This window comes from Austwickia chelonae NBRC 105200 (assembly GCF_000298175.1).
Lineage (GTDB): Bacteria > Actinomycetota > Actinomycetes > Actinomycetales > Dermatophilaceae > Austwickia > Austwickia chelonae.
Genome location: NZ_BAGZ01000004.1, coordinates 135,307 through 158,327 on the forward strand (window position 1 = coordinate 135,307; position 23,021 = coordinate 158,327).

The 23,021-nt window shown below is 70.6% G+C and carries 22 protein-coding genes and 1 pseudogene; 4 read left to right on the forward strand and 19 right to left on the reverse strand.

Features of this window, described 5'->3' with window-relative positions:
* Positions 1-15: 15 nt before the first annotated feature.
* The 5 genes from AUCHE_RS17690 to AUCHE_RS03190 are packed head-to-tail and all read right to left on the reverse strand — an operon-like array spanning position 16 to position 5,336.
* Positions 16-2,655 (reverse strand): cobyrinate a,c-diamide synthase, encoded by a 2,640-nt coding sequence (locus AUCHE_RS17690; RefSeq protein ID WP_006501826.1) that lies wholly within the window; start codon positions 2,653-2,655, stop codon positions 16-18.
* Positions 2,652-3,467 (reverse strand): energy-coupling factor ABC transporter ATP-binding protein, encoded by an 816-nt coding sequence (locus AUCHE_RS03175; protein WP_006501827.1) that lies wholly within the window; start codon positions 3,465-3,467, stop codon positions 2,652-2,654. The genes AUCHE_RS17690 and AUCHE_RS03175 overlap by 4 nt, the downstream gene beginning before the upstream one ends.
* The gene (cbiQ, locus tag AUCHE_RS03180) at positions 3,464-4,303 is read right to left on the reverse strand and encodes a cobalt ECF transporter T component CbiQ (protein WP_006501828.1); all 840 of its coding nucleotides are present in this window, start codon (positions 4,301-4,303) and stop codon (positions 3,464-3,466) included. The genes AUCHE_RS03175 and cbiQ overlap by 4 nt, the downstream gene beginning before the upstream one ends.
* 3 nt (positions 4,304-4,306) lie before the next feature.
* Positions 4,307-4,651 (reverse strand): energy-coupling factor ABC transporter substrate-binding protein, encoded by a 345-nt coding sequence (locus AUCHE_RS03185; protein ID WP_006501829.1) that lies wholly within the window; start codon positions 4,649-4,651, stop codon positions 4,307-4,309.
* Positions 4,644-5,336, reverse strand: coding sequence for an energy-coupling factor ABC transporter permease (locus AUCHE_RS03190; RefSeq protein ID WP_006501830.1), 693 nt, complete (start codon positions 5,334-5,336; stop codon positions 4,644-4,646). The genes AUCHE_RS03185 and AUCHE_RS03190 overlap by 8 nt, the downstream gene beginning before the upstream one ends.
* 263 nt (positions 5,337-5,599) lie before the next feature.
* On the opposite strand from AUCHE_RS03190, the gene AUCHE_RS03195 reads away from it, so the two are divergent.
* Both AUCHE_RS03195 and AUCHE_RS03200 read left to right on the forward strand, forming a co-directional pair.
* The gene (locus AUCHE_RS03195) at positions 5,600-6,199 is read left to right on the forward strand and encodes a CGNR zinc finger domain-containing protein (RefSeq protein WP_006501831.1); all 600 of its coding nucleotides are present in this window, start codon (positions 5,600-5,602) and stop codon (positions 6,197-6,199) included.
* A gap of 148 nt (positions 6,200-6,347) precedes the next feature.
* Positions 6,348-7,007, forward strand: coding sequence for a precorrin-8X methylmutase (locus AUCHE_RS03200; protein WP_006501832.1), 660 nt, complete (start codon positions 6,348-6,350; stop codon positions 7,005-7,007).
* 101 nt (positions 7,008-7,108) lie between these two features.
* Here AUCHE_RS03200 and AUCHE_RS03205 read toward each other — a convergent pair whose 3' ends face one another.
* The 7 genes from AUCHE_RS03205 to AUCHE_RS03235 form a co-directional block, all read right to left on the reverse strand.
* Entirely contained in the window at positions 7,109-8,359 is a 1,251-nt protein-coding gene (locus AUCHE_RS03205; RefSeq protein WP_006501833.1) for a CbiX/SirB N-terminal domain-containing protein, read from the reverse strand.
* Positions 8,352-10,238 carry a precorrin-3B C(17)-methyltransferase gene (gene cobJ, locus AUCHE_RS03210; protein ID WP_006501834.1) on the reverse strand — a complete coding sequence of 629 codons (1,887 nt, stop codon included), beginning with the start codon at positions 10,236-10,238 and terminating at the stop codon, positions 8,352-8,354. Before cobJ ends, AUCHE_RS03205 begins: the two co-directional genes overlap by 8 nt.
* Positions 10,235-11,371 carry a precorrin-6y C5,15-methyltransferase (decarboxylating) subunit CbiE gene (gene cbiE, locus AUCHE_RS17695; protein ID WP_006501835.1) on the reverse strand — a complete coding sequence of 379 codons (1,137 nt, stop codon included), beginning with the start codon at positions 11,369-11,371 and terminating at the stop codon, positions 10,235-10,237. Before cbiE ends, cobJ begins: the two co-directional genes overlap by 4 nt.
* On the reverse strand, positions 11,368-12,267 hold the full coding sequence (cobM, locus tag AUCHE_RS03220) for a precorrin-4 C(11)-methyltransferase (protein WP_006501836.1): 900 nt from the start codon (positions 12,265-12,267) through the stop codon (positions 11,368-11,370). The genes cbiE and cobM overlap by 4 nt, the downstream gene beginning before the upstream one ends.
* Complete coding sequence (gene cobI / locus AUCHE_RS03225) at positions 12,264-13,043, reverse strand: precorrin-2 C(20)-methyltransferase (protein ID WP_006501837.1); 780 nt, start codon at positions 13,041-13,043, stop codon at positions 12,264-12,266. Before cobI ends, cobM begins: the two co-directional genes overlap by 4 nt.
* Positions 13,044-13,381: 338 nt before the next feature.
* Positions 13,382-14,851 (reverse strand): cobyric acid synthase, encoded by a 1,470-nt coding sequence (locus tag AUCHE_RS03230; RefSeq protein ID WP_006501838.1) that lies wholly within the window; start codon positions 14,849-14,851, stop codon positions 13,382-13,384.
* Positions 14,848-15,810: a cobalamin biosynthesis protein gene (locus tag AUCHE_RS03235; RefSeq protein ID WP_006501839.1), complete on the reverse strand. Its 963-nt coding sequence runs from the start codon at positions 15,808-15,810 to the stop codon at positions 14,848-14,850. The genes AUCHE_RS03230 and AUCHE_RS03235 overlap by 4 nt, the downstream gene beginning before the upstream one ends.
* Before the next feature lie 191 nt (positions 15,811-16,001).
* Here AUCHE_RS03235 and AUCHE_RS03240 point away from each other — a divergent pair, with 191 nt between their 5' ends.
* On the forward strand, positions 16,002-16,376 hold the full coding sequence (locus tag AUCHE_RS03240; RefSeq protein WP_006501840.1) for a hypothetical protein: 375 nt from the start codon (positions 16,002-16,004) through the stop codon (positions 16,374-16,376).
* Positions 16,377-16,378: 2 nt separating this feature from the next.
* Here the strand turns inward: AUCHE_RS03240 and AUCHE_RS03245 are convergent, their stop codons facing one another.
* Positions 16,379-17,113 carry a metal-dependent hydrolase gene (locus tag AUCHE_RS03245; RefSeq protein WP_006501841.1) on the reverse strand — a complete coding sequence of 245 codons (735 nt, stop codon included), beginning with the start codon at positions 17,111-17,113 and terminating at the stop codon, positions 16,379-16,381.
* A gap of 332 nt (positions 17,114-17,445) precedes the next feature.
* Here AUCHE_RS03245 and AUCHE_RS16475 point away from each other — a divergent pair, with 332 nt between their 5' ends.
* Positions 17,446-17,616, forward strand: a complete 171-nt coding sequence (locus tag AUCHE_RS16475) for a hypothetical protein (protein WP_155889032.1) — start codon at positions 17,446-17,448, stop codon at positions 17,614-17,616.
* 150 nt (positions 17,617-17,766) lie between these two features.
* Here AUCHE_RS16475 and AUCHE_RS03255 read toward each other — a convergent pair whose 3' ends face one another.
* The 6 genes and pseudogenes from AUCHE_RS03255 to AUCHE_RS16900 form a co-directional block, all read right to left on the reverse strand.
* Positions 17,767-18,852 (reverse strand): aspartate-semialdehyde dehydrogenase, encoded by a 1,086-nt coding sequence (locus AUCHE_RS03255; protein ID WP_006501843.1) that lies wholly within the window; start codon positions 18,850-18,852, stop codon positions 17,767-17,769.
* Positions 18,849-20,135: an aspartate kinase gene (locus AUCHE_RS03260; protein WP_006501844.1), complete on the reverse strand. Its 1,287-nt coding sequence runs from the start codon at positions 20,133-20,135 to the stop codon at positions 18,849-18,851. The genes AUCHE_RS03255 and AUCHE_RS03260 overlap by 4 nt, the downstream gene beginning before the upstream one ends.
* A 203-nt stretch (positions 20,136-20,338) precedes the next feature.
* Positions 20,339-20,983 carry a DUF5063 domain-containing protein gene (locus AUCHE_RS03265; RefSeq protein ID WP_143115140.1) on the reverse strand — a complete coding sequence of 215 codons (645 nt, stop codon included), beginning with the start codon at positions 20,981-20,983 and terminating at the stop codon, positions 20,339-20,341.
* Positions 20,976-21,575, reverse strand: coding sequence for a recombination mediator RecR (gene recR, locus AUCHE_RS03270; RefSeq protein WP_006501846.1), 600 nt, complete (start codon positions 21,573-21,575; stop codon positions 20,976-20,978). The genes AUCHE_RS03265 and recR overlap by 8 nt, the downstream gene beginning before the upstream one ends.
* Before the next feature lie 88 nt (positions 21,576-21,663).
* Complete coding sequence (locus tag AUCHE_RS03275) at positions 21,664-22,350, reverse strand: lysophospholipid acyltransferase family protein (protein WP_006501847.1); 687 nt, start codon at positions 22,348-22,350, stop codon at positions 21,664-21,666.
* A 78-nt stretch (positions 22,351-22,428) separates the two neighbouring features.
* Positions 22,429-23,021: pseudogene (locus tag AUCHE_RS16900) on the reverse strand (hypothetical protein); the annotation flags it as partial.

Here is a 23,021-nt window from a genome sequence, read left to right on the forward strand (position 1 = left end):
CCCGACGACACCCCCTCACCCCCGCAACCGGGCCAAGGCCGCAGCGAAACGCTCATGCACCGCCGCATCACGCACCGCCACCCGGATCCACGACGCCCCCAGACCAGGAAAAGTCTCCCCCCGACGCACCGCGAAACCCTCCCCCGCCAGAGCCTCCCGCAACGAACCCGCACCCCACGCCGACGTATCCACCAGGACGAACGGCCCCCGCGCCGGCAGGACCACCCCGGCCCCGACCGCCTGCAACCGCGCCACCAGATCGTCCCGCTCCCCCGGAAGGCGCCCCGCATCCTCGACCGCCACCCGCTGCGCAGCCCCCGTCAACGCCGCCAAGGACGCCCGGACCGCCGGCGTCGACACCGACCACGGCGGCTGCTGCGCGGCCAGATCCGCCACCAACCCCGGATCACCCACCACGTACCCGGCCCGCAACCCCGCGATCCCCCACGTCTTCGTCAACGAGCGCAACACCAGCACCCCCGACAGATCACCCGGCCGGATCAACGACTCCGACTCCCCCGGAACCGCATCCATGAACGCCTCGTCCACCACCAACACCCGCCCCGGACGACGCAACTCGTCCAACACCGCCGCCGGATGCAACACCGACGTCGGATTCGTCGGATTACCCACCACCACCAGATCGGCATCCTCCGCCAGCGCCGAGGGCACCAACCGGAAGCCGTTGTCCGCCGTCAACAGATGACGCCGCACCCGACGACCCGCCGCCACCAGAGCCGCCTCCGGTTCGGTGAACTGCGGATGCACGACCACCGGCGTCGACGCCGTCGTCGCCCGCGCCAACAAGGTGAAAGCCTCCGCCCCACCCGCCGTGGGCAGCACCGACTCCACCGGCACCCCGTGATGTGCCGCCAAGGCCTCCCGCAGCGGACGCGCATCCGGATAGGCCGCCCAATCGGCCTGCTCGGTCACCGCCCGCACCAACAACTCCGGAGTCCGCGCCGGACGGACATTCACCGCCAGGTCGACCAGACCCGGCGCCAGATCGGCATCCCCGTGATGGTGCAGATCCACCGGCCCGGAGGACACCGCCGACGCAACCCCCGCCGTACGCACCCCGCCACCCGTGGACGCGCCCACCGCCACCGGCCCCGACACCGCGGCACCCCCACCCGACCGACCGCCCACACCCCGGGCACCGTCCACCCCCGGGACACCGTCCACACCCGGGACGAAAGCCCGCACCGCCGCCACGAAATTCCGCACCGAACGCGGACACCCCGCCCAATGAGTGTGCAGATACCCGGCATGGACCGTCGGACGCCCCGTCCCCGCCGGATCGGCCGACACCCCGTCCGCCCGCCCGTCCAACACCCACGCCGCCGACGACACCCCGGCACCACCGTCGACACCGCCCTCGGGCAGACACACCTGCGTGCGATGGAACTCGTGCCCGGTGACCTCCTCCCCCCGCGCGGCGACCAACAGATCCGCCGGAGCCACCGCCCGCCGATAGCCCATCGTCAACCGAGAAGCCATCGCCGCCTCCACCGGCAAAGCACCCGTCATCGGCACCCCGTCGACCGTCCGACACAGATAGAGCAGACCGGCACACTCGGCGACCGTCGGCATCCCCCCAGCGACCGCGCCCGCGATCCGCGCGCGCAAGGCCTCGTTGGCGGTGAGTTCGGCGGCATGCACCTCCGGGAAACCCCCGCCCAGGTAGAGACCGCGGGTGCCCGCCGGCAGATCCTGGTCGCGCAACGGGTCGAAGACGACCGGCTCGCACCCCGCGGCGGCGAGCAGCTCGGTCGTCTCGGGATAGCGGAAGGTGAAGGCGCGGCCACCGGCGACGGCGACCACCGGACGATCGGCCGGGTCACCGGCCACCGCGGACGCCCCCGCCACCGCCGGAGCCGACCCCGCCGGGCCGTCCTGCTCGGCGAGGGCCACGACCGGGTCCCAGGCCGGCCCGGGCAGCGGCGGCGCGGTCCGCGCCAAGGCGAGCAGCGCGTCCAGGTCGACCCGGTCGACGACATGGTCCGCCAAGGCCTCCAGGACCGCGGAAGACTCCGGACGTTCCTCGGCAGGCACCAACCCCAGATGCCGGGAAGGCGACTCGATCCGCTTGTCCCGAGGCAGCGCCCCCACCACCGGCATCCCGATCTCGGCGAGGACCCGGCGGATCTCCTCCTCGTGACGCGGCGAACCGACCTGGTTCAGGATCACCCCGCCCACCCGGACCGACGGGTCGAAGGAAGCCAACCCCTGGACGACCGCGCCCACGGTGCGCGACACATGACGGACGTCCACCACGAGGACGACCGGGCTGTCAGTCAACGCGGCGACATGCGCGGTGGACGCGAAACCAGACGTGCCCAGGCGGCCGTCGTACAAACCCATGACCCCTTCGATCACGGCGATGTCACCGGGCCGGGGAGTGCGCGCGCCGTGCAACAGCAACGGCACGATCAGGTCCTCACCGACCAGGAAGGGGTCGAGGTTACGGCCGGGACGGCCGGCGGCCAAGGTGTGATAGCCCGGGTCGATGTAGTCGGGTCCGATCTTCGCCGGTGCGACCTCCAGGCCGCGACGACGCAGGGCCGCCATGATGCCGATGGTGACCGTGGTCTTGCCGTGCCCCGACGCCGGGGCCGCGATCACCAGTCGGGGAAGGGATACGGCTTCGGTCATCGTCTCTCCTGTACGGTCCAGGCCTGCGCCACGGCCTCCAAGGTGCGTGGACGCCCCGGCAGGCCCACCCGTCGGGCCAGTTCCAACGTCCACGGCCGCGTCAAACCGGCGCGTCCCAACAATGCCGTATCGTCCAGCAGCTCGCCGACCGGCCCCGCGGTGACCGTGCCCGCGCAGACCACGGCGGCCTCGTCGGCCCAGGCGAGGGCGAGATCCACGTCGTGGGTGGACAGGGCGACCGTCGTGCCGTGCTCCTCGAGACGGGACAGCGCGGCGAGCATCGCGGCGGTCCCGGCCGGGTCCAGTCCGGCGGTGGGTTCGTCCAGGAGGAGCACCCGAGGTCGCATCGCCACGGCCCCGGCGGTGGCGACCCGTTTGCGTTCCCCGTAGGACAGCCGGTGGGTCGGCCGTTCCGCCAGCTGGGCCGCGTCGACCAGGTCGAGGGCCTCCTCGACGCGGGCGGCGACCTCCGCGGGAGGCAGGCCGAGGTTCATCGGGCCGAAGGAGACGTCCTGGGCGACATCCGCGGAGAAGAGCTGGTCGTCCGGGTCCTGGAGGACCAGTTGGACGCGGGTGCGATGGGTCCGTAACCCGGCCCGGTCGTACCGCAGGGGCGTCCCCTCGACGGCGACCCGGCCGGAGAGCGGACGGTGCGCCCCGGACAGGCAACGCAGCAGAGTGGTCTTGCCCGAACCGTTCGCGCCGAGCAGGACGAGCCGTCGGCCCGCCGTGATCCGGAGGGTCGCCCCGCGGAGGACGGCCCCACCGCCGGGATGCCCGGCGACCAGGTCTTCGGCGGACAGCTCGCTCATCGGACCGTCCCCGACCACCACAGGCCGTCGCCGATCCCGTTCCACGCCCACAGGGCCACCACCGTCCAGATCGCCAGGGTCAACACCGCCGAAGCAGCCACGAATGTCGTCGAATGTTCTCGGCGCCGCGGAAGAGTCAGCAGGTCACCGTCGTATCCCCGTCCGGCGAGTCCCGCGGAGAGCCGTGACGCCCGCGACCAGGAACGCACCAGGACCGTCCCGGTCAGGGCCCCGGCCGTCTCCCAGCGGGCCCGCGTCGCCGACCGTCCCGGACGGCCCACCGGCGTCCCGCCCAGGCGCCCGTTCTGGGCTTCGTGGACGGTGACCGCCGTGTCGAGCAGCACGAAACACCACCGGTAGATGAGTGCGGCCACGTCCAGGCAGGCCTCCGGGACCCGGAGTCGGCGACCCGCCGTGATCAGGTCGACCATCGGGGTCGTCGTCGCCAGGACCATCACCGCGGCCGTCCCGGCCACCCCGTGCACGGCCAGACCCACCGCCCGGGCCGCCCCGGCCGGCCCGGCCGAGAACGGCCCCCACACCCACCAGGCGTGCTCCGCCGGTGAGCCCACGGTGACCGCCACCGGCAGCGCGCCGATCAGCACGAAGAACACCGGCACCGCCATCGCTTCGGCCACCAGCCGCGCCGGCACCCTGGCCGGGCCGACCATCACCCCCACCGAGACCACCGCGACCGTCACGCCGCCGGGCAGCACCGGCGCGAACAAGGCCGTCGCCACCAGCGCCATGCTGAGGAAAGCTTTGTCCCGGACAGCCCGACGACGCCACGGTCCGGTCCACGCGGCGTCGTCGAGTGAGGTCAGGTGCAGGGCCACCGGTCAGGAACCGGCCGAGGCCATCGAGTCGGACGGGACGTCGCGTCGACGGCCCTGCAGACGTCCGACCGCGTACCCGAAGAGCACTCCGCCCAGGGCTGCCTGTGCGGCGAACAGGCCCGATTCGACCTCGCCGCTGCCTGGTTCGAAGAGCGGCTCGAACCATCGTTCCACGCCGTCCTTCTCCAACATGCTGCTCACGGCGGCGTCGGTCCCGCCGAAGGCCTCCTCGCCCTCGCCCTTCGGCCGGGGTGCCAAGGACCAGGACAGGACGACCAACAGGACGACCGCCAGGGCGCAGCAGACGTTCACCCACGGGAACCGGCGGTGTACAGGACGCTCAGACATGGGAGACCTCCTGGGTCTGTGCCGAGGAGACGGTCAACCCGCGACGGGCCAGTTCCGGCGCGGCCACCCGGCTGAGGAAACGGACGACCAGCACTCCGAGGAAACCTTCGACCAGGGCGAGCGGCACCTGTGTCAGCGCGAAGATCCCCAGGAATTTTCCTGCGGCACCGACGAATCCGGTGCCCGCGTCCGGGTAGGCCAGAGCCAGTTGGAGGCTGGTCGTCACATAGGTGGACAGATTCGCCACCGCCATCGCCAGGAAGATCCCCACCTCCACGGGCAGCCTCATCCGACGCGCCGCGACGAAACAGGCGTAACCGCACCAGGGTCCGACCACCGCCATCGAGAAGGCGTTCGCCTCCAACGTGGTCAACCCGCCGTGGGCCAGCAGCAGGGCCTGGAAGAGCAGCACCACGCTGCCCAGGAAGGCCATCACCGGCGGACGGAAGAGCACCGCACCCAGACCCGTCCCGGTCGGATGGGACGAACTGCCCGTCACCGAGGGCACCTTGATCGCCGAGAGCACCAGGGTGAAGGCGCCTGCCGCGGCGAGCAGCAGCCGGTTCTCCGGGTTCTCCCTGGATTCGGCCACCACCGCCCGGGCGCCGTGCACCACGAAGGGCGCGGAGGCCAACGTCCACAGCGCGCAGTGGAGGGGAGGGAGGAAACCCTCGGCGATGTGCATGGCAGATCGTCCTCTCTCGGGATAGCGCGTCCCGATCGTCGAAAGTTCGTCCTCCCCGCAGTTCCTGACTCCCACCGCCTACAGGCGGTGTCCACAGTGGCGCGACCGTGCCGGCTCCGTCCGGCTTCCTCCGGGATGAACGAGGTAATACAGGCATCGTGGCACAAAAGGGGATTTCCGACCGGGGTCCTCGGTCCTCCTCCCCCGGGACCGGCCGATCGTCGTACGCTTCCCAGGCAGCAGTGCCGCACACGGAGAGCCAGGTGACCGAGGACATGTGCTTCCACAGTCATGTCGATCGACTCACCGACGCCGCGGTCGCCCTGGTGAACGCGCTCACCCCCGGGCACGCCGGTGGGCACCCTTTCGAGGCGCCCAGCGGGATGGCGTTGGCCGATGCGATCGTGGAGGCCTTGCGCCGCCCCGACTATGCGACCCGCCCGTCCTTGCAGGACGCCCGGCTGATCGCGGTCTGTGCCGCCCAGGCCCGGACGGTCTTCGAGGCCCTGGAGGCCGGGGACACGGAGACCGCGGTGGGGACGGTCAACCGGATGTTGGTCGACAGCGACGTCCGACCGTGCCTGTATCCCGCCTCCGGTGGCGGCCACGGTTTGTACTTCCGGGGGCCGGACGGTTCGTTCGGGCGGAGCTGGGCCGCGGGCATCGCGGCGGGGCTGGCCATGGCGGTCGACGGTGACCTCGGCGGACGGCTCGGGGTGTGTTCGGCGCCATTGTGCGACCGGGTCTACCTGGATGCATCGCGCAGCGCGCACCGCAGGTTCTGTTCGACGCGTTGCCAGAGCCGGGTGAACTCGGCCGCCCGTCGGCGTCGTCGAGCCGAGTTCGCACGCCGTCCCGGCTGATCGGAGACTTCGACCTGCTGTTTCTCCGGCAGGGCCCCGTCGACACCACCCCGGCCGGATCCCGGGCCGATGTGCCCGCCCGGCTCACCTGCTGCGCTGGCAGACTGGGCAGGGAGCACATCACCCCCGGCCCAGGAGACCCGTCATCATGCAGCCGTCGCACCAGGCACCCCGTTACGACTACCGCCACCTGGGCGCCGACATCTACGACGAGTCCTTCCGGATCATCCGCGCCGAAGCGGACCTGGCGCGTTTCCCCGCCGATGTGGAACCCCTGGTGGTGCGGATGTGTCATGCCGCCGGTGACCCGTCGATCGCCGACGAGGTCGCCTTCTCCCCGGGGGTGGCGGCCGCCGCCCGGACGGCTTTGCTGGCCGGGGCGCCGATCCTGTGCGATTCGACGATGGTCGCCACGGGGATCATCCGTTCCCGACTGCCTCGGGACAATGACGTCGTCTGCCTGTTGGGCGAGCCCGGGTTGGCGGAGGAGGCCCGCGAACGCGGCACCACGAAAACGGCACGGGCCGTGGAGTGGTGGGTGGAGCGCGGCCTGGTCGACGGGGCCCTGGTGGCCATCGGGAATGCGCCGACGGCGCTCTTCCACCTGTTGGAGGTCCTGCACGAGACCCAGGTCCGGCCGGCCGCGGTCTTCGGGATCCCGGTGGGTTTCGTGGGCGCGGCCGAGTCCAAGGAGGCCCTGGTGGACAGCGACCTGGGGTTGGAACACCTGGTGGTGCAGGGCCGTCGGGGCGGGTCTGCGGTGACGGTCGCGGCGGTGAACGCCGCGGCCTCCGATTCCGAACGGTGAGCTGAAGGCCGGCGACGCCCTGACGGGGCGGGTCGGTCCGTGACGCGGATGAGGTGCCCGGCCGGGTCCTGTCCGGCCGGGCACCTCCTCATCACATCAGATCATTCGTGGAGTGCCCGCAGCAGTGCGTCCCGGACCTGCGCGGAACGGCGCGGGTCACGGTCACCGACGACGGCGACGGCGAGCCCACCGGCGCGTTCCACGGCGGGCGTCCAGGCGGTCCCGCAGCGGGCGGCGTCGGCGCGCACGCAGAAGGTCGTGGTCCGTCCGGCGACGTCGACGACATGTTCGTTGACGGTGGGATCGTCGGTGCAGGCCAGGGCGTACCACGCCCCGTCGAGATCGTCGTCGACGAAGGTCCTTTCCTGCCAGTCGATGGCGGCGCCGTCGCGGTGGAGCCGCGCGAGCCGGGGGGTCAGTTCCGGGGAGACGATCCGCACCCGGGCGCCGGCTTCCAACAGGCGGGGCACCCGTCGTTCGGCGACATGTCCGCCGCCGACGACGAGCACGGTGCGTCCGTGCAGGCGCAGCCCGGCCAGGTAGACGGGGGCGTCGCCGGTGGCGGTGGTGCCGCACTCGTGGGCGACCTCGTGATAACGCTCGGCGACGACTTCGGCGAGTTCGTCGCAGTCGCCGATGACCTCGCCGACCCGGACCTCGACGCCGGGGTGGTCCTGCATCCAGGCCGCGGACTGTTGGTGCGTCCAGGTGCGCAACATCCCGGGGAAGAGGAAGTTGGGGACGACGACGATGCGTCGGTGCCCCAGCGTGGCCAGCTGGTCGAGGGCTGCGGGCAGGGACGGGCTGGTCACCTGGATGTAGGCGGGCAGCACGGTGGCGACGCCGGAGTCCTCCAGGAGGAGACGGGCCAGCGCGGCGTGGTCGGCGTTGGCCTGGGGGACTTTCGTGCCGCGGCCCAACAGGACCACGGCGGTCTCCGCCAGCGGCCAGTCGGCCGCGGTTTCGACGAGGCGGCGGCGCAGCACTCCGAGCAGGCGGGGGTCGTGGCCGAGGGGTCGCCCGTAGGCGGCGTGGCCGCCGGGAACCCGGGCGGTGCCTTCGGCGATGGCTTCGGGGATGTCCTGTTGCACATGGCAGCCGGTGCCGACCATCAGGGGGACGACGACGGCCCGGGGGTCTTCGGCGTCTCGTTTCCGGGCGGCGAGGACGTCGGCGAGGGCGTCGGCGATGGGCGGTTCGACCAGTTCGACGTAGCCTTCTTCGACCTGGACGCCGGGCAGGTGGCGGCGGACCCGGTCGACGAAGGCCCGGCAGGTGGCGACGCCCTCGGGGTCGCGGGTGCCGTGGGCGGCGAGCACCAGTGGCAGGTGTCCGGTGGCGGGTTCATTCATGGCGGTGTTCCTCGGCGGGTGGTTCGCTCACGGGTGCGGCCGGCGTGGTGGGGTCGGTCGTATCCGGGGTGCCCGTGGGCGGGTTCTGCTGGGTCGTGGTCTCCGGCATCCACGAGTAGTCGCGGGGGGTCACGATGCGTTTCTCTCCCCCTCCCGAGGTCACATAGGTGGTGGTGCTGGATCCGATGATGACCAGGGAGTTCATGTCGACGTCGTCGGGGGTGAAGTCGGCGAGGGTGCTCATGATGACCCGTTGGCGGGAGCGTTCGGCCTGCATGACGACGGCGACGGGGGTGTGGGCGGGCCGGTGCCCGGCCATGATCTCCAGGACGCGGGGCAGCTGCCAGGTGCGGGTGCGGCTGCGCGGGTTGTACAGGGCGACGATGAGGTCGCCTTCGGCGGCGGCGACGACGCGTCGTTCGATGGCGGCCCAGGTGGTGTGCAGGTCGGACAGGGAGATGACGGCGTGGTCGTGGCCCAGGGGTGCGCCGAGGATCGCCGAGGCGGCGAGTCCGGCGGTGACGCCGGGGACGATCCGGACGTCGATGCCGTCGGTGCCTTGTTCGAGGACGGGGCTGGCCATGGCGTAGACGGCGGGGTCGCCGCCGCAGACCAGGGCGACGGATTCTCCGGCGCGGGCCCGTTCGATGGCGGCGCTGGTGCGGGCTTGTTCGGTGCCCATCTTGCTGGCGTAGATCTCGACGCCGGGGCGGACGAGGTCGCGGATCTGACGCACGTAGGGCGCGTAGCCGACGACGAAGGTGGATTCGCGGATGGCGGCGACGGCGCGGGGGGTGAGCAGGTCGCGTACGCCGGGGCCGAGGCCGACGACCCAGAGTCGTCCGCGGGCGGGGAGTCGTCCGATCGCGCAGGTGGCGTCGCCGGTCTTCTGTTTGGGTACGACGAGGGCCGCGCCGTGGGCCAGGACGGAGGCTTCGCTGACGCTGGGGCTGCCGACGTGGCCGTCGACGACGGCGCTGGGGGTGGGGACGTCCTGGGCGGCGAGGCGTTCCGCGGGGTGGTGTTCGAGGGACAGGCCGAGTCGCGCCGCCAGTTGGACGAGGCCGAGTTCTCCGGCTTTGAGGTCGATGGTGGTCAGCGCGGCGACGGATTCGCGGGCGAGTCCGGCTTCGTCGAGGGTGGCGGTCAGCAGGGCGTCGAGGTGGTCGACGTCGGTGCCGGAGTTGCAGCCCATGCCGACGACGAGGGTGCGGGGGTGCAGGACGACGGTGGGCAGTGCGGTTTCGCCGAGGACGAGGTCGGCGGCCCGGTCGGTGACGACGATCCGGGCGGCGGGGGTGGCGGGTTCCTCGTCGGGGGTGTCGGTGCGCCGGTCGACGTCGACGACGTTGCCGGGCAGGGGTGGCAGCGGGCAGCGGTGTTCGCGGACGAGGTCGACGGTTTTCCCGTCGAGGAGGGCTCGGGTCGTTCCGGCGACGTCGCCGCGGTAGGCCCAGCCGAGGGTGTCGAGGGCGGGGACGCCCAGGGAGTCGGTGGCGGTGGTGACGACGGGGGTGCCGTCGAGGGCGCGGGCGATACGGGTGGCGAGTTCGTTGGCGCCACCGGCGTGTCCGCCGACGAGGGGCACGGCGAATCGTCCGGCTTCGTCGACGACGACGACTCCGGGGTCGGTTTTCTTGTCGCGCAGGAGGGGCGCGATGATGCGGGTGGTCGCGCCCAGGGCGAGGTGGCTGATGATCAGGTCGCATTCGGCCCAGGCCTGGGGCAGGCCTTCGCTGGCGGGGCCGTCGTACCGGGTGGTGCCGCCGAGGGCCTGGTCGAGTTCGGTGGCGCGGGCGTGGGCGGCCGGGGAGCTGCCCACGATCTGTCCGATGCGGGGGGTGTGTCCGGGCGCGTCCTGCGCATCGGGGTGGTTCACTGCTGCTCCTGCTCCAGGTCGAGGGTGATCAGGTAGTCGTGGCGGGTCTGTCCGGTCTCGCCGGTGACGGTCAGGTGTTCGACGGTGGGTTCACCGGGGAGTTCTGCGTCGTCGAGGGCGTGGGCGCAGGCCTGCGCGGTGTGTTCGTCGGCGAGGAGGGCGAGCCGTCGGGGTGGTCGTCCGGTGAGCAGGGCGAGGTGGCGGGGGTCGTCGGTGACGACGAGGTCGGCGTTGCCGACGGCGGGTTCGGGCGGGGTGTCCTTCCCGGCGGGCAGTTCGAGGACGGCGGCGCCGGTGCGGGCGGCCAGTGGGCGGATCTGGTCGAGCAGTCCGGTGGAACACCAGACGGTTTCGCCGAGGACGGGAAGGTGCCGCCCCCAGATCAGGGCTATTCCGTCGCGGGGGGTGGCGGCGGTCGGCATCACGGTGGTGCCGGCGCGTTCGGGGTGCCCGTCGAGGGCGGTGGAGGCGGGGCGGGGTCCGCCGACGTAGGCGGTGGGTTTCCCGAGGGCGGCGGTGGTGTCCGGTGGGCTGTCGAGGACGAGCAGGACGTTGGGCTGGGCGACGTCGGCGGCGGTCAGTGCGCGGGCGGCGTCGCCGTCGAGGATGCGGACGTGTTCGTCGGTTTCGCCGAGTCGTTCGGCGAGGACGTACCAGCGGGGGAGGTCGGCGAGTCCGGCGGAGATCTCGCAGATGCCATGGCCGGGCGCGGTCAGCAGGGCGACTTTGGGCAGGGCGCGGCAGGCGGCGAGGGCGGGGCCGATGCCGTGGCCGTGGGCGCTGACGACCTGGGCGTCGTCCCAGGGCAGTCCGACGGCGGCGAAGGCGTGGGCGATCGAGGACGCGGCGGGGTGGACCCGGCAGTGCAGTCCGGCGGCGCGGAAGCGGCGGACGACGCCGTAGAAGAGGGGGTCGCCGCTGGCGAGGACGACGGCCGGCCCGGCGTCGGGGTCGGCTTCGTGGGCGAGGAGTTTCTCGATGGCGGGCATGACCCGGCCGAGGACGACGCGGCGTTCTTCGGGGACGCCCAGTCCGTCGAGCGCTCGTGCGCCGGCGACGACGAGGGCTGCTTCGGCGCAGGCACGGCGGACGTCCTCGGGGGGTGTTCCGAGGTAGCCGTAGACCTCGATCATCGGTTTTCCTCCGGTTCGTTCTGCTGTTCGGTGGCGATGCCGAGGGCGCCGTGGCGGCGTAGTTCGTCCTGGGCGGCGGGTTCGGCGGCGCGGTATTCGTGGCGGAAGCCGGGGTGGTAGAGGTGGCTGCGCGCGGAGATGGGGCCTTCGGCGAGCGCTGGTCCGACGAGCACGATGGTGTGTTTCCACAGGTGGTGTTCGTGCATGGTGGTGGAGAGTTCGTCGAGTCGGCAGCGCATGATCAGTTCGTCTTCCCAGGTCACCCGGTATCCGATGATGCAGGGGGTGTCGGGGGCGTATCCGCCGGCGAGGAGTTCGTCCTGGAGTTGTCGGTGGCGGGCCGCGGAGAGGTAGAGCGCCATGGTGGTGCCGTGGGTGGCGAATCCGCGGACGGTTTCGCGGGGCGGCATCGGGGTGCGTCCGCCTTCGAGCCGGGTGAGGACGAAGGACTGGCTGACTTCGGGGACGGTGATCTCGCTGTCGGTGCGGGCGGCGGTCGCGGAGTAGGCGGAGATCCCGGGGACGGTTTCGTGGGCGAGGCCGAGCAGGTTGCACTGGTCGCGTTGTTCGGCGGTGGCGCCGTAGATGGAGGGGTCGCCGGTGTGGACGCGGGCGACGAGGAGTCCTTCGTCGCGGGCGCGGATCAGCAGCGGTTCGAGGTCTTCCAGGGAGGCGGAGGCGGAGTCGACGACGAGGGCGTCGGGGCGGGCTCCGGCGACGATGCCGGGGTGGACGAGGCTGGAGGCCCAGATGACGATGTCGGCTTCGGCGATGATGCGGGCGCCGCGGACGGTGATCAGGTCGGCGGCGCCGGGGCCTGCGCCGACGAAGACGACTTTGCCGGTGCGGGGGTGTTCGTCCGGGGTGGCCGGTGGGGTGGGTTCGCCGGTGGTCACAGTCGTCCTCCGATCTCGGTGCGGGTGGGGGTGGTGAGCGCGGTCGAGAAGTAGGGGGCGGTGTTCTCGGTGAGTTCGGTGGCGGGGGTGATTTTTTCGCGGTCGAGGCCGATGTTCTCCCCGAGGACGGTCTGGTCGGTGCGTCCGGTTTCGGTGAGGTGGTGGAGCATCAGCGGCAGTTGGCGTCCGCCTTTGTAGGCGACGACGGTGTCGGCGAATTCGAGGGCTTCCCGGTAGCGTTCGGCGCCGGCGGTGACCGGGACGAGGGCGAGGACCTCGGTGCCTTCGACGAGGGGGGTTCCGGCGCTGGCGGCGAGGGCTTGCATGGCGGTGATCCCGGGGACGATCTCGGCGTGGACGTCGTCGCGGGCGGCGGTGACATGTCCGGCGAGATAGGAGAAGGTCGAGTAGACGCTGGGGTCGCCGACGGTGGCGAAGACGACGGTGGTGGCGCCGTCGGCGAAGGCGTCCAGGGCGGCTTGGGCGGAGGTTTCCCAGGCTTCTCGGCGTCGGCTGGTGACTCCGCTGCGGTCGGCCATGGAGAAGGGGATGCGTCGGATGGCGGGTGCTGCCTGGGGGCAGCAGGCCAGGACGATCTGTTCGGCGCGTCCGGCTCCGCCGCGGGAGGCTTCGGTGGCGGGGACCAGGATGGCCTGGGCGTCGTGGAGTGCGCGTACGGCTTTGAGGGTGACGAGTTCGGGGTCGCCGGGTCCGACGCCGATCCCGATGAGTCGTCGGGGTGGGGTCGTTGCTGTCTGCGGCGTCGCGCCGTCCACCTGGCCTCCTCAGGTCTACCGCCCGATTGACGTGCCGCGTCCGGTGGAGTTTCTGGCTTCCGGCTGAGGTCGGTGGTCGTCGTCAGTCGGTCACAGTGGCGGGACCGCCCCGGAGTGGCGCCCGAGCCGGTCGGCCGGGTGCTGCACCGGTGTTCCTCCGCTCCGCACGCTGGGGCTATTTTCGCATGTCATCCGGGTGTCCGTACCGGGCCGAAGGTCCTCGCAGGTGCGTTTTCCGGTGGTGTTGTGGGCGCCTCGGCCTTGTGGGCCCGGTCAGGGGCCGGCTTGGGTGTCCGCCACGACCCTGTCGATGTTCTGGGCGTCGGTGATCTCCGCGGTCATCTGGCCAGGGCGAATATCCCGTCCAGGTCGAGGTGTTCTTCGACGGCGTCGGCGAGGGCGTCGATCATCTGTTCGCGGCGTTCCCCGAAGCCGGGGTGCCCGGGGCGCGGCCGCCAGGGGTTTCCGGTGGTCTCGGCGATGCCGGTCAGCCACGCCCGGCGGAAGTCGTCGTTCTCCAGGGCCCCGTGCCAGAGGGTGCCCCAGGCGGCGCCGCGACGGCAGCCGTCGAGGAAGACCTCGGTGTGTCGATCGGCGTCGACCTCGCAGACGCCGTGGTGGATCTCGTAACCCTCGACGAGGTGTCCGGCCCAGCTTCCGCGGGGCCGGGCGAGGGTCTTCTCGGCGTGGAAGCGCACGGTCGCCGGGAGCAGGCCCAGCCCGGGCTCGGATCTTCTCTCACCGCGGGATTCGACGCCTTCCGGGTCGTCGACAGTCTCGGCGAGCATCTGGTAGCCGCCGCAGATGCCCAGCACGGGGCGTCCTCGACGGCACCGGTCGACGATCACGTCGGCGATCCCTCGGCGGCGCAGCCAGTCCAGGTCGGAGAGGGTCGAGCGGGATCCGGGGAGGACGACGAGGTCGGCATCGCGCAGTCGGCCCAGGTCGCGGGTGACGACGACCTCCACTCCGGCTTCGTGGGCGAGGGCGTCGACATCGGTGGCATTGGAGGTGCGCGGAAAAGCGACGACGGCGACGCGGAGCAGGTCGTCGTCACGGTCGGCGGCACCGCCGTGGGCCCGCCAGGCGCCCAGGTCCAGGGCGTCCTCGCCGTCGAGCCAGACCCCGTCGACCCAGGGCAGGACGCCCAGCCCGGGCATCCCGGTGCGGCGGGTGATCTCGTCCAGCCCGGGTTGGAGGACGCCGGGGTCGCCGCGAAATTTGTTGATGATGTAGCCGGCCAGGCAGGCCCGGTCGTCGTCGTCGAGGATGGCCCAGTGGCCATAGAGCGCGGCGAGTTGTCCGCCGCGGTCGATGTCGCCGACGAGCAGCATCGGCAGGTCGAACCGGCGGGCGAGTCCGAGGTTGACGTAGTCGCCGGCGCGCAGGTTGATCTCGGCGGGTGAGCCGGCGCCTTCGCAGATGATCAGGTCGTGGGTGGCGGCGAGTTCTTCGTAGGCGGCGAAGGCTGCTTCGGCGAGATGTCTGCGCCCGGTGGCATATTCTCCCGCTTCGAGGCGTCCGGCCGGTTGTCCGCGCAGGACGACGAAGGAGCGTCGGTCGGTGCCGGGTTTGAGCAGGACGGGGTTCATCGCCGAGTGGGCTTCGACCTGCGCGGCGAGCGCTTGGAGGTATTGGGCGCGGCCGATCTCGGTGCCGTCGGTGCAGACCATCGAGTTGTTCGACATGTTCTGCGCCTTGTAGGGGGCGATGTCGAGGCCGCGGCGGCGGGCGGCTCGGCACAGGCCGGTGACGACGAGGGATTTCCCGGCGTCGGAGGAGGTGCCGGCGATGACGATTCCGGTCATGAGCTTTTCTCCTGGGTGAGGGCGGCGATGCCCAGGGCGGCGACGGCGGTGGCTGTTCCTGCGGTGGTGACGGCGCGGACGAGGCGGGCTGCCCGGTGGATGTCTGTCCCGCCGGGTCGTCGTCCGTCGCCGAGCAGGGGTCTTTCCTCGACTTTCGAGTGGTAGACATTGCGTCCGCCGAGTTGGATGTGTAGCGCTCCGGCCCAGGCTGATTCGCACCATCCGCCGTTGGGGCTGGGGTGGGCGGCGTGGTCGCGGACCATGGTCGTCCAGGCGGCGGTCCGGTCGCCTCCGGCGAGGGGGGCGACGGCGCAGGCCAGCAGCCCGGTGGCGCGGGCGGGCAGCAGGGCCATCAGGTCGTCGAGGCGGGCCGAGGCGGTGCCGAAGCGGGCGTAGCGGGGGTTGCGGTGGCCGACCATGGCGTCGAGGGTGTTGACGGCGCGGTGGACGAGCAGGCCGGGGATGCCCAGGCAGGCGCCCCACATCAGGGGGCAGGTGACGGCGTCGGAGGTATTTTCGGCGAGGGATTCGATGGTGGCGCGGGCGAGTTCGTGTTCGTCGAGGCCGGATGGTTCTCGTCCGCACAGGTGGGGCAGCCGTTGTCGGGCTGCGTCGAGGTCGTCGGCGGCGAGGGCGTCGGCGAGGGTTTCCCCTTCGTGGGCGAGGGTGCGCGCGCCGACGACGGCCCAGGTGGCGGCGGCGGTGGTGAGGATGTGGGCGATCGGGTGGCGGCGGCTCGTCCGTTCGGCGGTGAGGCCGATCGCCAGGACGGGCAGGGTGGCGGCGGCGAGGTGGATGGTGCCTGCGGTGCGGCTGTCCCGGTAGGTGGCCTGTTCCAGCCGGGCGGCCCAGCTGCCGAAGAGGGCGACGGGGTGTCCGCGGCGCGGGTCGCCGAGGGCGGCGTCGATCAGGAGTCCGAGTGCCAGCCCGGCGGCGCGGGTGGCGTGGGGGGAAGCCATGCGCTGGACGCTAGCAGAGCGGTTCCGGGCGGCGATGTGCTGTCGACCGTTGCGGCGGGGGGGCTCGGGCGGGGTGCTCACGTCGGTGGTGTGCCGGTCGATCTGGTGGGGGTCGGTCCGGTCCGTGGCGTCGGTGTGCTGTCGTCGTTCTGCCGCGGGCGGGTTCTTCGTCCGGGGTGGGGGTGTGTGGCGTGTCGGTGTCGCGGGATCGGGTCCATGTCGATCCGGAGGGTCTGGTGTTGACGGATTCGGATCTGGCGTTGTTGAGCAGGGTGTCCGGTCAGGTGGTGATGTGGCCGTCGTTGCGGTCGGTTCCTCCGCCGCAGGCGAGGCATATGGCGCGGATCCGTACCTCGGTGTTCGGGGGTGTCCCGGGTGGGGAGATGGTTCCGGCGATGCAGGAGTACGACCGGAGGTTGCGGGCTGCGGGTGAGCCGGAGGCCTTCGGGGCTTATTTCATCGCGATGTGTCAGTTGTCGGTGACGAAGGACAAGCGGCGGGACGGTCGTCCGCCGGAGAAGGCGCAGGCGGATGCGGATGTCCTGCGGTTGTGGTTGGGCGGTTGAGTTCAGGCCAGGTGGGGGAAGAGTTCGCTGCCGACCTGTTTGACGAAGTGGAGCGCATTGGTCACGGCGCGGTCCGGTCCGCCGAGGACGAGGACGAGTTGCCAGATGACGGCGATGTTGAGCACGACGGCGATGCGTCGTTCGGTTTTCTTCCCGGTTTCGAACAGGGGGATGGCGAAGCGTTTGCGCCGCCAGATCCACAGCACGGGGACGGGGAGGCCTCGTTCGGTGACGAGGTCGCCGGCGCAGTGGACGAGTACGCCGAGGGCGACGACGAGGGCGAGTTGGTCGAGGTGGGCGGCGACGTGCGGGGCGAGTTGGATGCCGATGAGTGCGGAGAGTCCGAGGTTGAGCAGGGGGCCGATCTTGGTGACTCCGGACAGGCCGAGCGCTTTGAGGGAGAGTCCGACGACGACGGCCAGGAGGATGGCCGAGCCGAGGGTGCTGCGGGTGGCCCAGCTGGCGATGAAGGCGTAGGCCAGGGGCGAGAGGATGATGTCGTGGGTGCCCCATCTGTGGCCGCGGGCGATGATGCGGACGACGCTGGCGACGGATTGGGAGATCGGGCCCCACATGGAGCCGATGGATGATTTCGGTTCGTCGAGGTCGGGCAGGAGTGCGCATCCGGCGCAGGTGATCACCCAGGCTGCGCATTCGGCGAAGCCGCTGACGGGTGCGACGGGGAGGGTGAGCAGTCCTGCGAGCCATCCACAGGTGGCGTGGGTGCTGCCCATCATGTGCGGTCGCCCTCCTCGGGGTGAACAGTGGAGGGGACGTCGGTCCGTTTTCCGGGGTGCCGTCGGTGGGGCCCCCGGCCACCCTCGGCACTGTGTTGTCAGGACAAGTAAACAGGACATTCGTCCTGATGTCCTCTTGCCCGGTGGGGCGGATCGGTGTCGACGGTGGACGGTCGCATGCCGGTGGTCCCGTTCCGAGGGGAAGTATCTTTGCCGAACTGTCTTGGACGCGTGTCTCTGTGGACTCTTCCCGTTCACTTATGTCAACCTGCTGTGACCCCTCCTGCTCACCCACCACTCATTCACGAGGGGTACGACACGAGGTGATCGACATGATGCTCGAAGAAGGCCTTGCCCCCATTGACGAGCAGGAACGGCTCCGTCTCCAGGCGAAAGTCGATTCGGCACGTCAACAGGAACGGCGCGTCCACGCCCGCCGGGCCACCCATCAGGAACGCACCGGGGTGCGCAGCTCGCGCCCCAGCGTCCCCACTCACAGTTGAGTTCTGCGCGCGGAGGCCCCGGCCCGACCTCGGGGTGCCTCCTGCCGGCGCATCCGATATGCCGACGGCGTCGGACATCCTCACCTACAGGTGAGATGTCCGACGCCGTCGGTGTCTGCCCGGGGTCGGTGACGCCCGGGCGGAGCGTTCTCAGTCGCGTGCGGTCAGTTCGGCACACACCAGTTCGGCGATCTGCGCGGTGTTCAACGCAGCGCCCTTGCGCAGGTTGTCCCCGCAGATGAACAGTTCCAGGGTGTTCGGGAAGTCCAGAGCCTGACGCATCCGGCCCACCCAGGTCGGGTCGCTGCCGACCACGTCGGCCGGGGTCGGCCATTCCTGGTGCTCCGGGTCGTCGAGGACGACCACGCTGGGGGCCTGCACGAGGGCCTCGCGGGCCTCGTCGACGGTGATCTCCTTGTTGAAGGTGGCGTGCACCACCAGGGAGTGGGTGGTGACGACCGGGACCCGCACGCAGGTCGCGGAGACCTTCAGCTCGGGGATGCCCAGGATCTTGCGGGACTCGTTACGGACCTTGAGTTCCTCGCTGCTCCAGCCGTCGTCCTTCAACGATCCGGCCCACGGGACGACGTTGAGCGCCAGCGGTGCCGGGAAGGGCGAGTCGGAACCGAGCTGCCCTTCCACGAGGCGACGCACGTCACCGGTCTGGGTGCCGACATTCTGCCCGGAGACCGCCGCCAGCTCGGCGTACAACCGGTCGACGCCGGGCTGTCCTGCGCCGGAGGCCGCCTGGTAGGAGCAGACGACCAGTTCGGTCAGTTCCCATCCGGCGTGCAGCGCGCCCAGGGCGTCCATCATGGTCAGGGTGGTGCAGTTCGGGTTGGCGATGATGCCCTTCGGCCGGTTCTTGACCTGCGCCGGGTTGACCTCCGGCACCACGAGGGGGATCTGCGGGTCCATCCGGAAAGCACCGGAGTTGTCGACGACCACGGCGCCGCGCTCGACGGCGATCGGCGCCCACTGTGCCGACACCTCGTCGGGGACGTCGAACATGGCGACGTCGACGCCGTCGAAGACCTCCGGGGTCAGTTCCTGGACGACGACGTCCTCGCCACGCACCTGGAGGACCTTGCCCGCGGACCGCGCGGAGGCCACCAGTTTGATCTCGCCCCAGACGTCCTCACGGGAGGACAGGATCGACAGCATCACGCTGCCCACCGCACCGGTCGCCCCCACCACGGCGAGGGTCGGCTTGCTGCGTTCGGTCAGTGTGCTCATCGTCCGGTTCCTCCATAAACGACCGCTTCACCTTCGGAGGAGTCCAGGTCGAAGGCGGTGTGCACGGCGCGCACCGCATCGTCGAGTTCCTCGTCGCTGGTGATGACGGAGATACGGATCTCCGAGGTGGAGATCATCTCGATATTGATATTGGCGTCCGACAACGCTTTGAAGAGCTTGGCGCTGACTCCGGAGTTGGTCCGCATGCCTGCTCCGACGAGCGACAGCTTGCCGATGTGGTCGTCGAACTGCAGCCCGGTGTAGCCGAGTTCGGCCTTGGTCTTGTCCAGGGCCTTGACGACCTGGTCGACCTCGACGCGGGGCAGGGTGAAGGAGATGTCGGTACGGCCGGTGTCCACCGAGGACACGTTCTGCACGATCATGTCGACATTGGCCTCGGCCGTGGCCACCGTGGCGAAGATCTTCGCCGCGTACCCGGGCTGGTCGGGCACTCCGACGATGGTGACCTTCGCTTCGGTGCGGTCGTGTGCCACACCGGAGATGAGGGGAGCCTCCATGGCCACTCCTTGCTGTTCGGGCTGCTCGATCGTGTGGTTGGTGATCATCGTCCCTTCCTTCGCGGAGAAGGATGAGCGGACGTGGATCGGGATGTGGTACCGGCGGGCGTATTCCACGCACCGCAGGTGCAGGATCTTCGACCCGCAGGCGGCCAGTTCCAGCATCTCCTCGGTGGTGAGTCGGCTGATCTGGCGGGCGGCCGGGACGACCCGGGGGTCGGCGGTGAAGACGCCGTCGACGTCGGTGTAGATCTCGCAGACGTCGGCGTCCATCGCCGCGGCCAGGGCGACAGCGGTCGTGTCCGATCCGCCACGGCCCAGCGTGGTGATGTTCTTCGTCGTCTGGCTGACGCCCTGGAAACCGGCGACGATCGCGATGTGCCCCTCTTCGAGGGCCTTGGTGATCCGCCCCGGGGTGATGTCGATGATCCGGGCCTTGCCGTGTGATTCGTCGGTGATGACTCCGGCCTGGCTTCCGGTGAACGACTGGGCCGTGTAGCCCAGGTTCGCGATCGCCATGGCCAGCACCGCCATGGAGATGCGTTCCCCGGCGGTCAGGAGCATGTCGAGTTCACGGGCCGGTGGCAGGGGGCTGACCTCTTCGGCGAGATCCAAGAGATCATCCGTCGTATCGCCCATGGCCGAGACCACGACGACCACGTCGTGCCCGGCCCGTTTGGTCTCCACGATGCGTCGGGCGACGCGTTTGACGCATTCCGCGTCGGCGACGGAGGAACCGCCGTATTTCTGGACGACAAGACTCACGCTTTTCGCTCCCTGCATTCTCGAGCGACGGTTGACGAGGGGAAGTCTATCGGTGTGCCCGAAAGCCACTCGAGGTGACCGTCTTGAACAGTGACATCGGCATCTCGACGATCGGGCGATTCAGGCCCGCGATATCCGACTTCCCCACCCCGGTCGCCTGCGGATTCGACCGCAACCACCCACCCGAATTCCGGGCGGACGACTCACCGGTGCAGGGCGTCGAATTCCGCTTCGGCGACTGTGTCCTCGTCCGCGTCGAGCCTGATATGGCTCAGGATCGACTGCAAGGCCCGCAGAGCGCCCGACGCTCGCGCCCCCCAGTCGGAGAGATAGCTGAACTGCCACCACCACAGGGCTTCGCTGACCCGACCGTCCGCATAATGCCGCAGCCCGTGCACCAGCGCGGACGCCACCTCGGCCAGTTCACCGGACAGGGTCGCCGTGGACAGCTCCGTCGTGGTCAGCGGGTCGACGACCTCGGCATAGTCGTCGAGCCCGGTGAACAGGGCGGCCAAGGAGTCCCGCAGTTTCTCCACATCGAAGTCGACACCCAGGTCGGGTTCGAAACGTTCGAGGGGGACGACGTCGTTGATCGCGCCCAGCCGCGCCCCGGTCACCAGGATCTGGGAGACCGCCAGCAGCAGCAGCGGGATCGCCTGCTCCGGGGCCTCCCCCGCTCCCACCTGACGCACCACGGCGAGGAACTGGCGGGCTTCCTGGGCCGTCTCCTCGCCCAGCACGGCCAGGTCGGCGTCCAGCTCCTCGACCACCTGCCGTTCCTCGACCGGACCGACGGACTCGATCACCTCAGAACGCGATTCCTCGGATGTCGAAGAAGAATCAGACATTGAGCAGACGCCTCCCTTCGAAAGCTCGACCGAGAGTCACCTCGTCGGCATATTCCAGGTCGCCGCCGACCGGAAGGCCGGAGGCCAAACGGGTGACCCGCACATTCAGCGGGGACAACAGCCGCGCGAGATAGGCGGCGGTGGCTTCGCCTTCCAGGTTCGGGTCGGTCGCGATGATGACTTCCTCGACCTGCCCGTCCGACAATCGCGCGAACAATTCGGAGAAACGCAACTGGTCGGGTCCGATGCCGTCCATCGGATTGATGGCTCCGCCCAAGACGTGGTACCGCCCCCGGAATTCCCGGGTGCGTTCGATCGCGAGGACGTCCTTCGGCTCCTCGACCACGCAGATCGCGCTGCCGTCACGCCGTTCGTCGGAGCAGATGCGGCATTTCTCGCCCTCGGCGACATTTCCGCAGACCGTGCAGAAACGCACCTGTTTCTTCACACGCACCAGGGAGTCCACCAACCGACGGACATCCTCCTCGTCGGCCTGTAACAGGTGGAAAGCGATCCTCTGGGCGCTCTTCGGGCCGACCCCGGGCAGCCGCCCGAGCTCGTCGATCAGATCCTGAACCGCACCCTCGTACACATCGTCCAGCCTACGACGCCGCACCGACAAGGTTGAGCGTCCAGTCGACGACGCGCTGACCGGACTTCTCCCCTCGCCTGTGACCTGGTCAGTCGTTCTGCGTCGCCGGCCGGGTGTTGTGCTCCCCGGCCCATTCCTGTCCGCTCAGGGCGTGGATCGCCCGCATCACCTCGTCCGCGATCTCCCGGCGGGCCGTCCCCCTGGGCTTGCCGGAGTACTTCTCCCGCAGGTAAAGGGGCCGACCGAAGTGCACCTCGACCTTCGCCGGACGCGGGAAGGAGGCCCCGACCGGTTGGATCCGTTCGGTCCCCCGCAGACCCACCGGAACCACCGGAGCCCCCGATTCCAACACGAGATGGCCGATGCCCGAGTGGCCCCGGTAGAGACGCCCGTCCCGTGATCGGGTGCCCTCCGGGTAGATCCCGAAGACCCGCTGGTCCGCGAGGACGCCCAAGGCCAGGTCGAGGGATTTCTGGGCCGCCCGGGCCTCTTCCCGGTCCACGGGGATCGCTCCGACGGCGGTGAAGAAGAACCGGTTCCACGCCCCGGACAGGCCGGTTCCGGTGAAGTACTCCGCTTTCGCCAGGAAGGTGATCGGACGGGGCGAGGTGATCGGCAGGATGATGCTGTCGAAGAAGGACAGGTGGTTGGCGGCGATGATCACCGGACCTGTCGTCGGGACGTTCTCCTGCCCGTCCACCTGCGCGCGCAGCACGGCGCGCAGCACCGGCCCGGCGATCCTGCGGCCTGTCTCGTAGAACCTGGTTCCTTCCACGAGAAGCGAGCCTACGGGCAGGAACGTGTGCGATGCACCGCCGTGAGCGGCCGGGGCCGGTGCGCTGTGCGCGGGCGGTCAGCCCTCGTACTCGTCGATGACGACGCCACCGAGGATCCGGGCGATGACCGGTTGACCGATCGACACCATGTCCTCCACGGTCTCGTCGTCCTCGCTGATGCCCGGGTCCTCGTTCTCCACCGGCGCGGGGACGTTCTGCGCGGTGCCGCTTCTCGTCAGTTGCGCGGCGCGGCTGTCTCCGGCCTGGTGGAGTGCTGCCTTGGCGCGTTGGTATCCGCTCATCCGCCCGCCGGTGGGTGCGGCACCGGAGGAGGTCCGGGCACCGGCGGGCGCGGCGCCGGCGGCGGGTGTCGGCCGGGGCGCGGGCGCCGTCTTCGTCGGAGCCGCTTCCGCAGGTGCGGGCCGGGGTGCTGGTCGCGGGTCCGGCGCGGATGCGGTCGGACGTTCGACGGCCGGAGCCGCCGCCGGGGCAGCGGCCGGGGCAGGCTGTGGCCTGGGTGCCGAGGTCCGCATGTCCGGCCCGGGGCGGGCGGGTGGCCTGGGGGCCGGCTCGTCAGCGGGGTCTTCCCAGGGGTCCGGTGGGACGTCCTCGTCCGGTGGGATGTCCCGGTCGTCCGGCCAGCCGTAGTCCGGTGGGGGTGGGACGGACA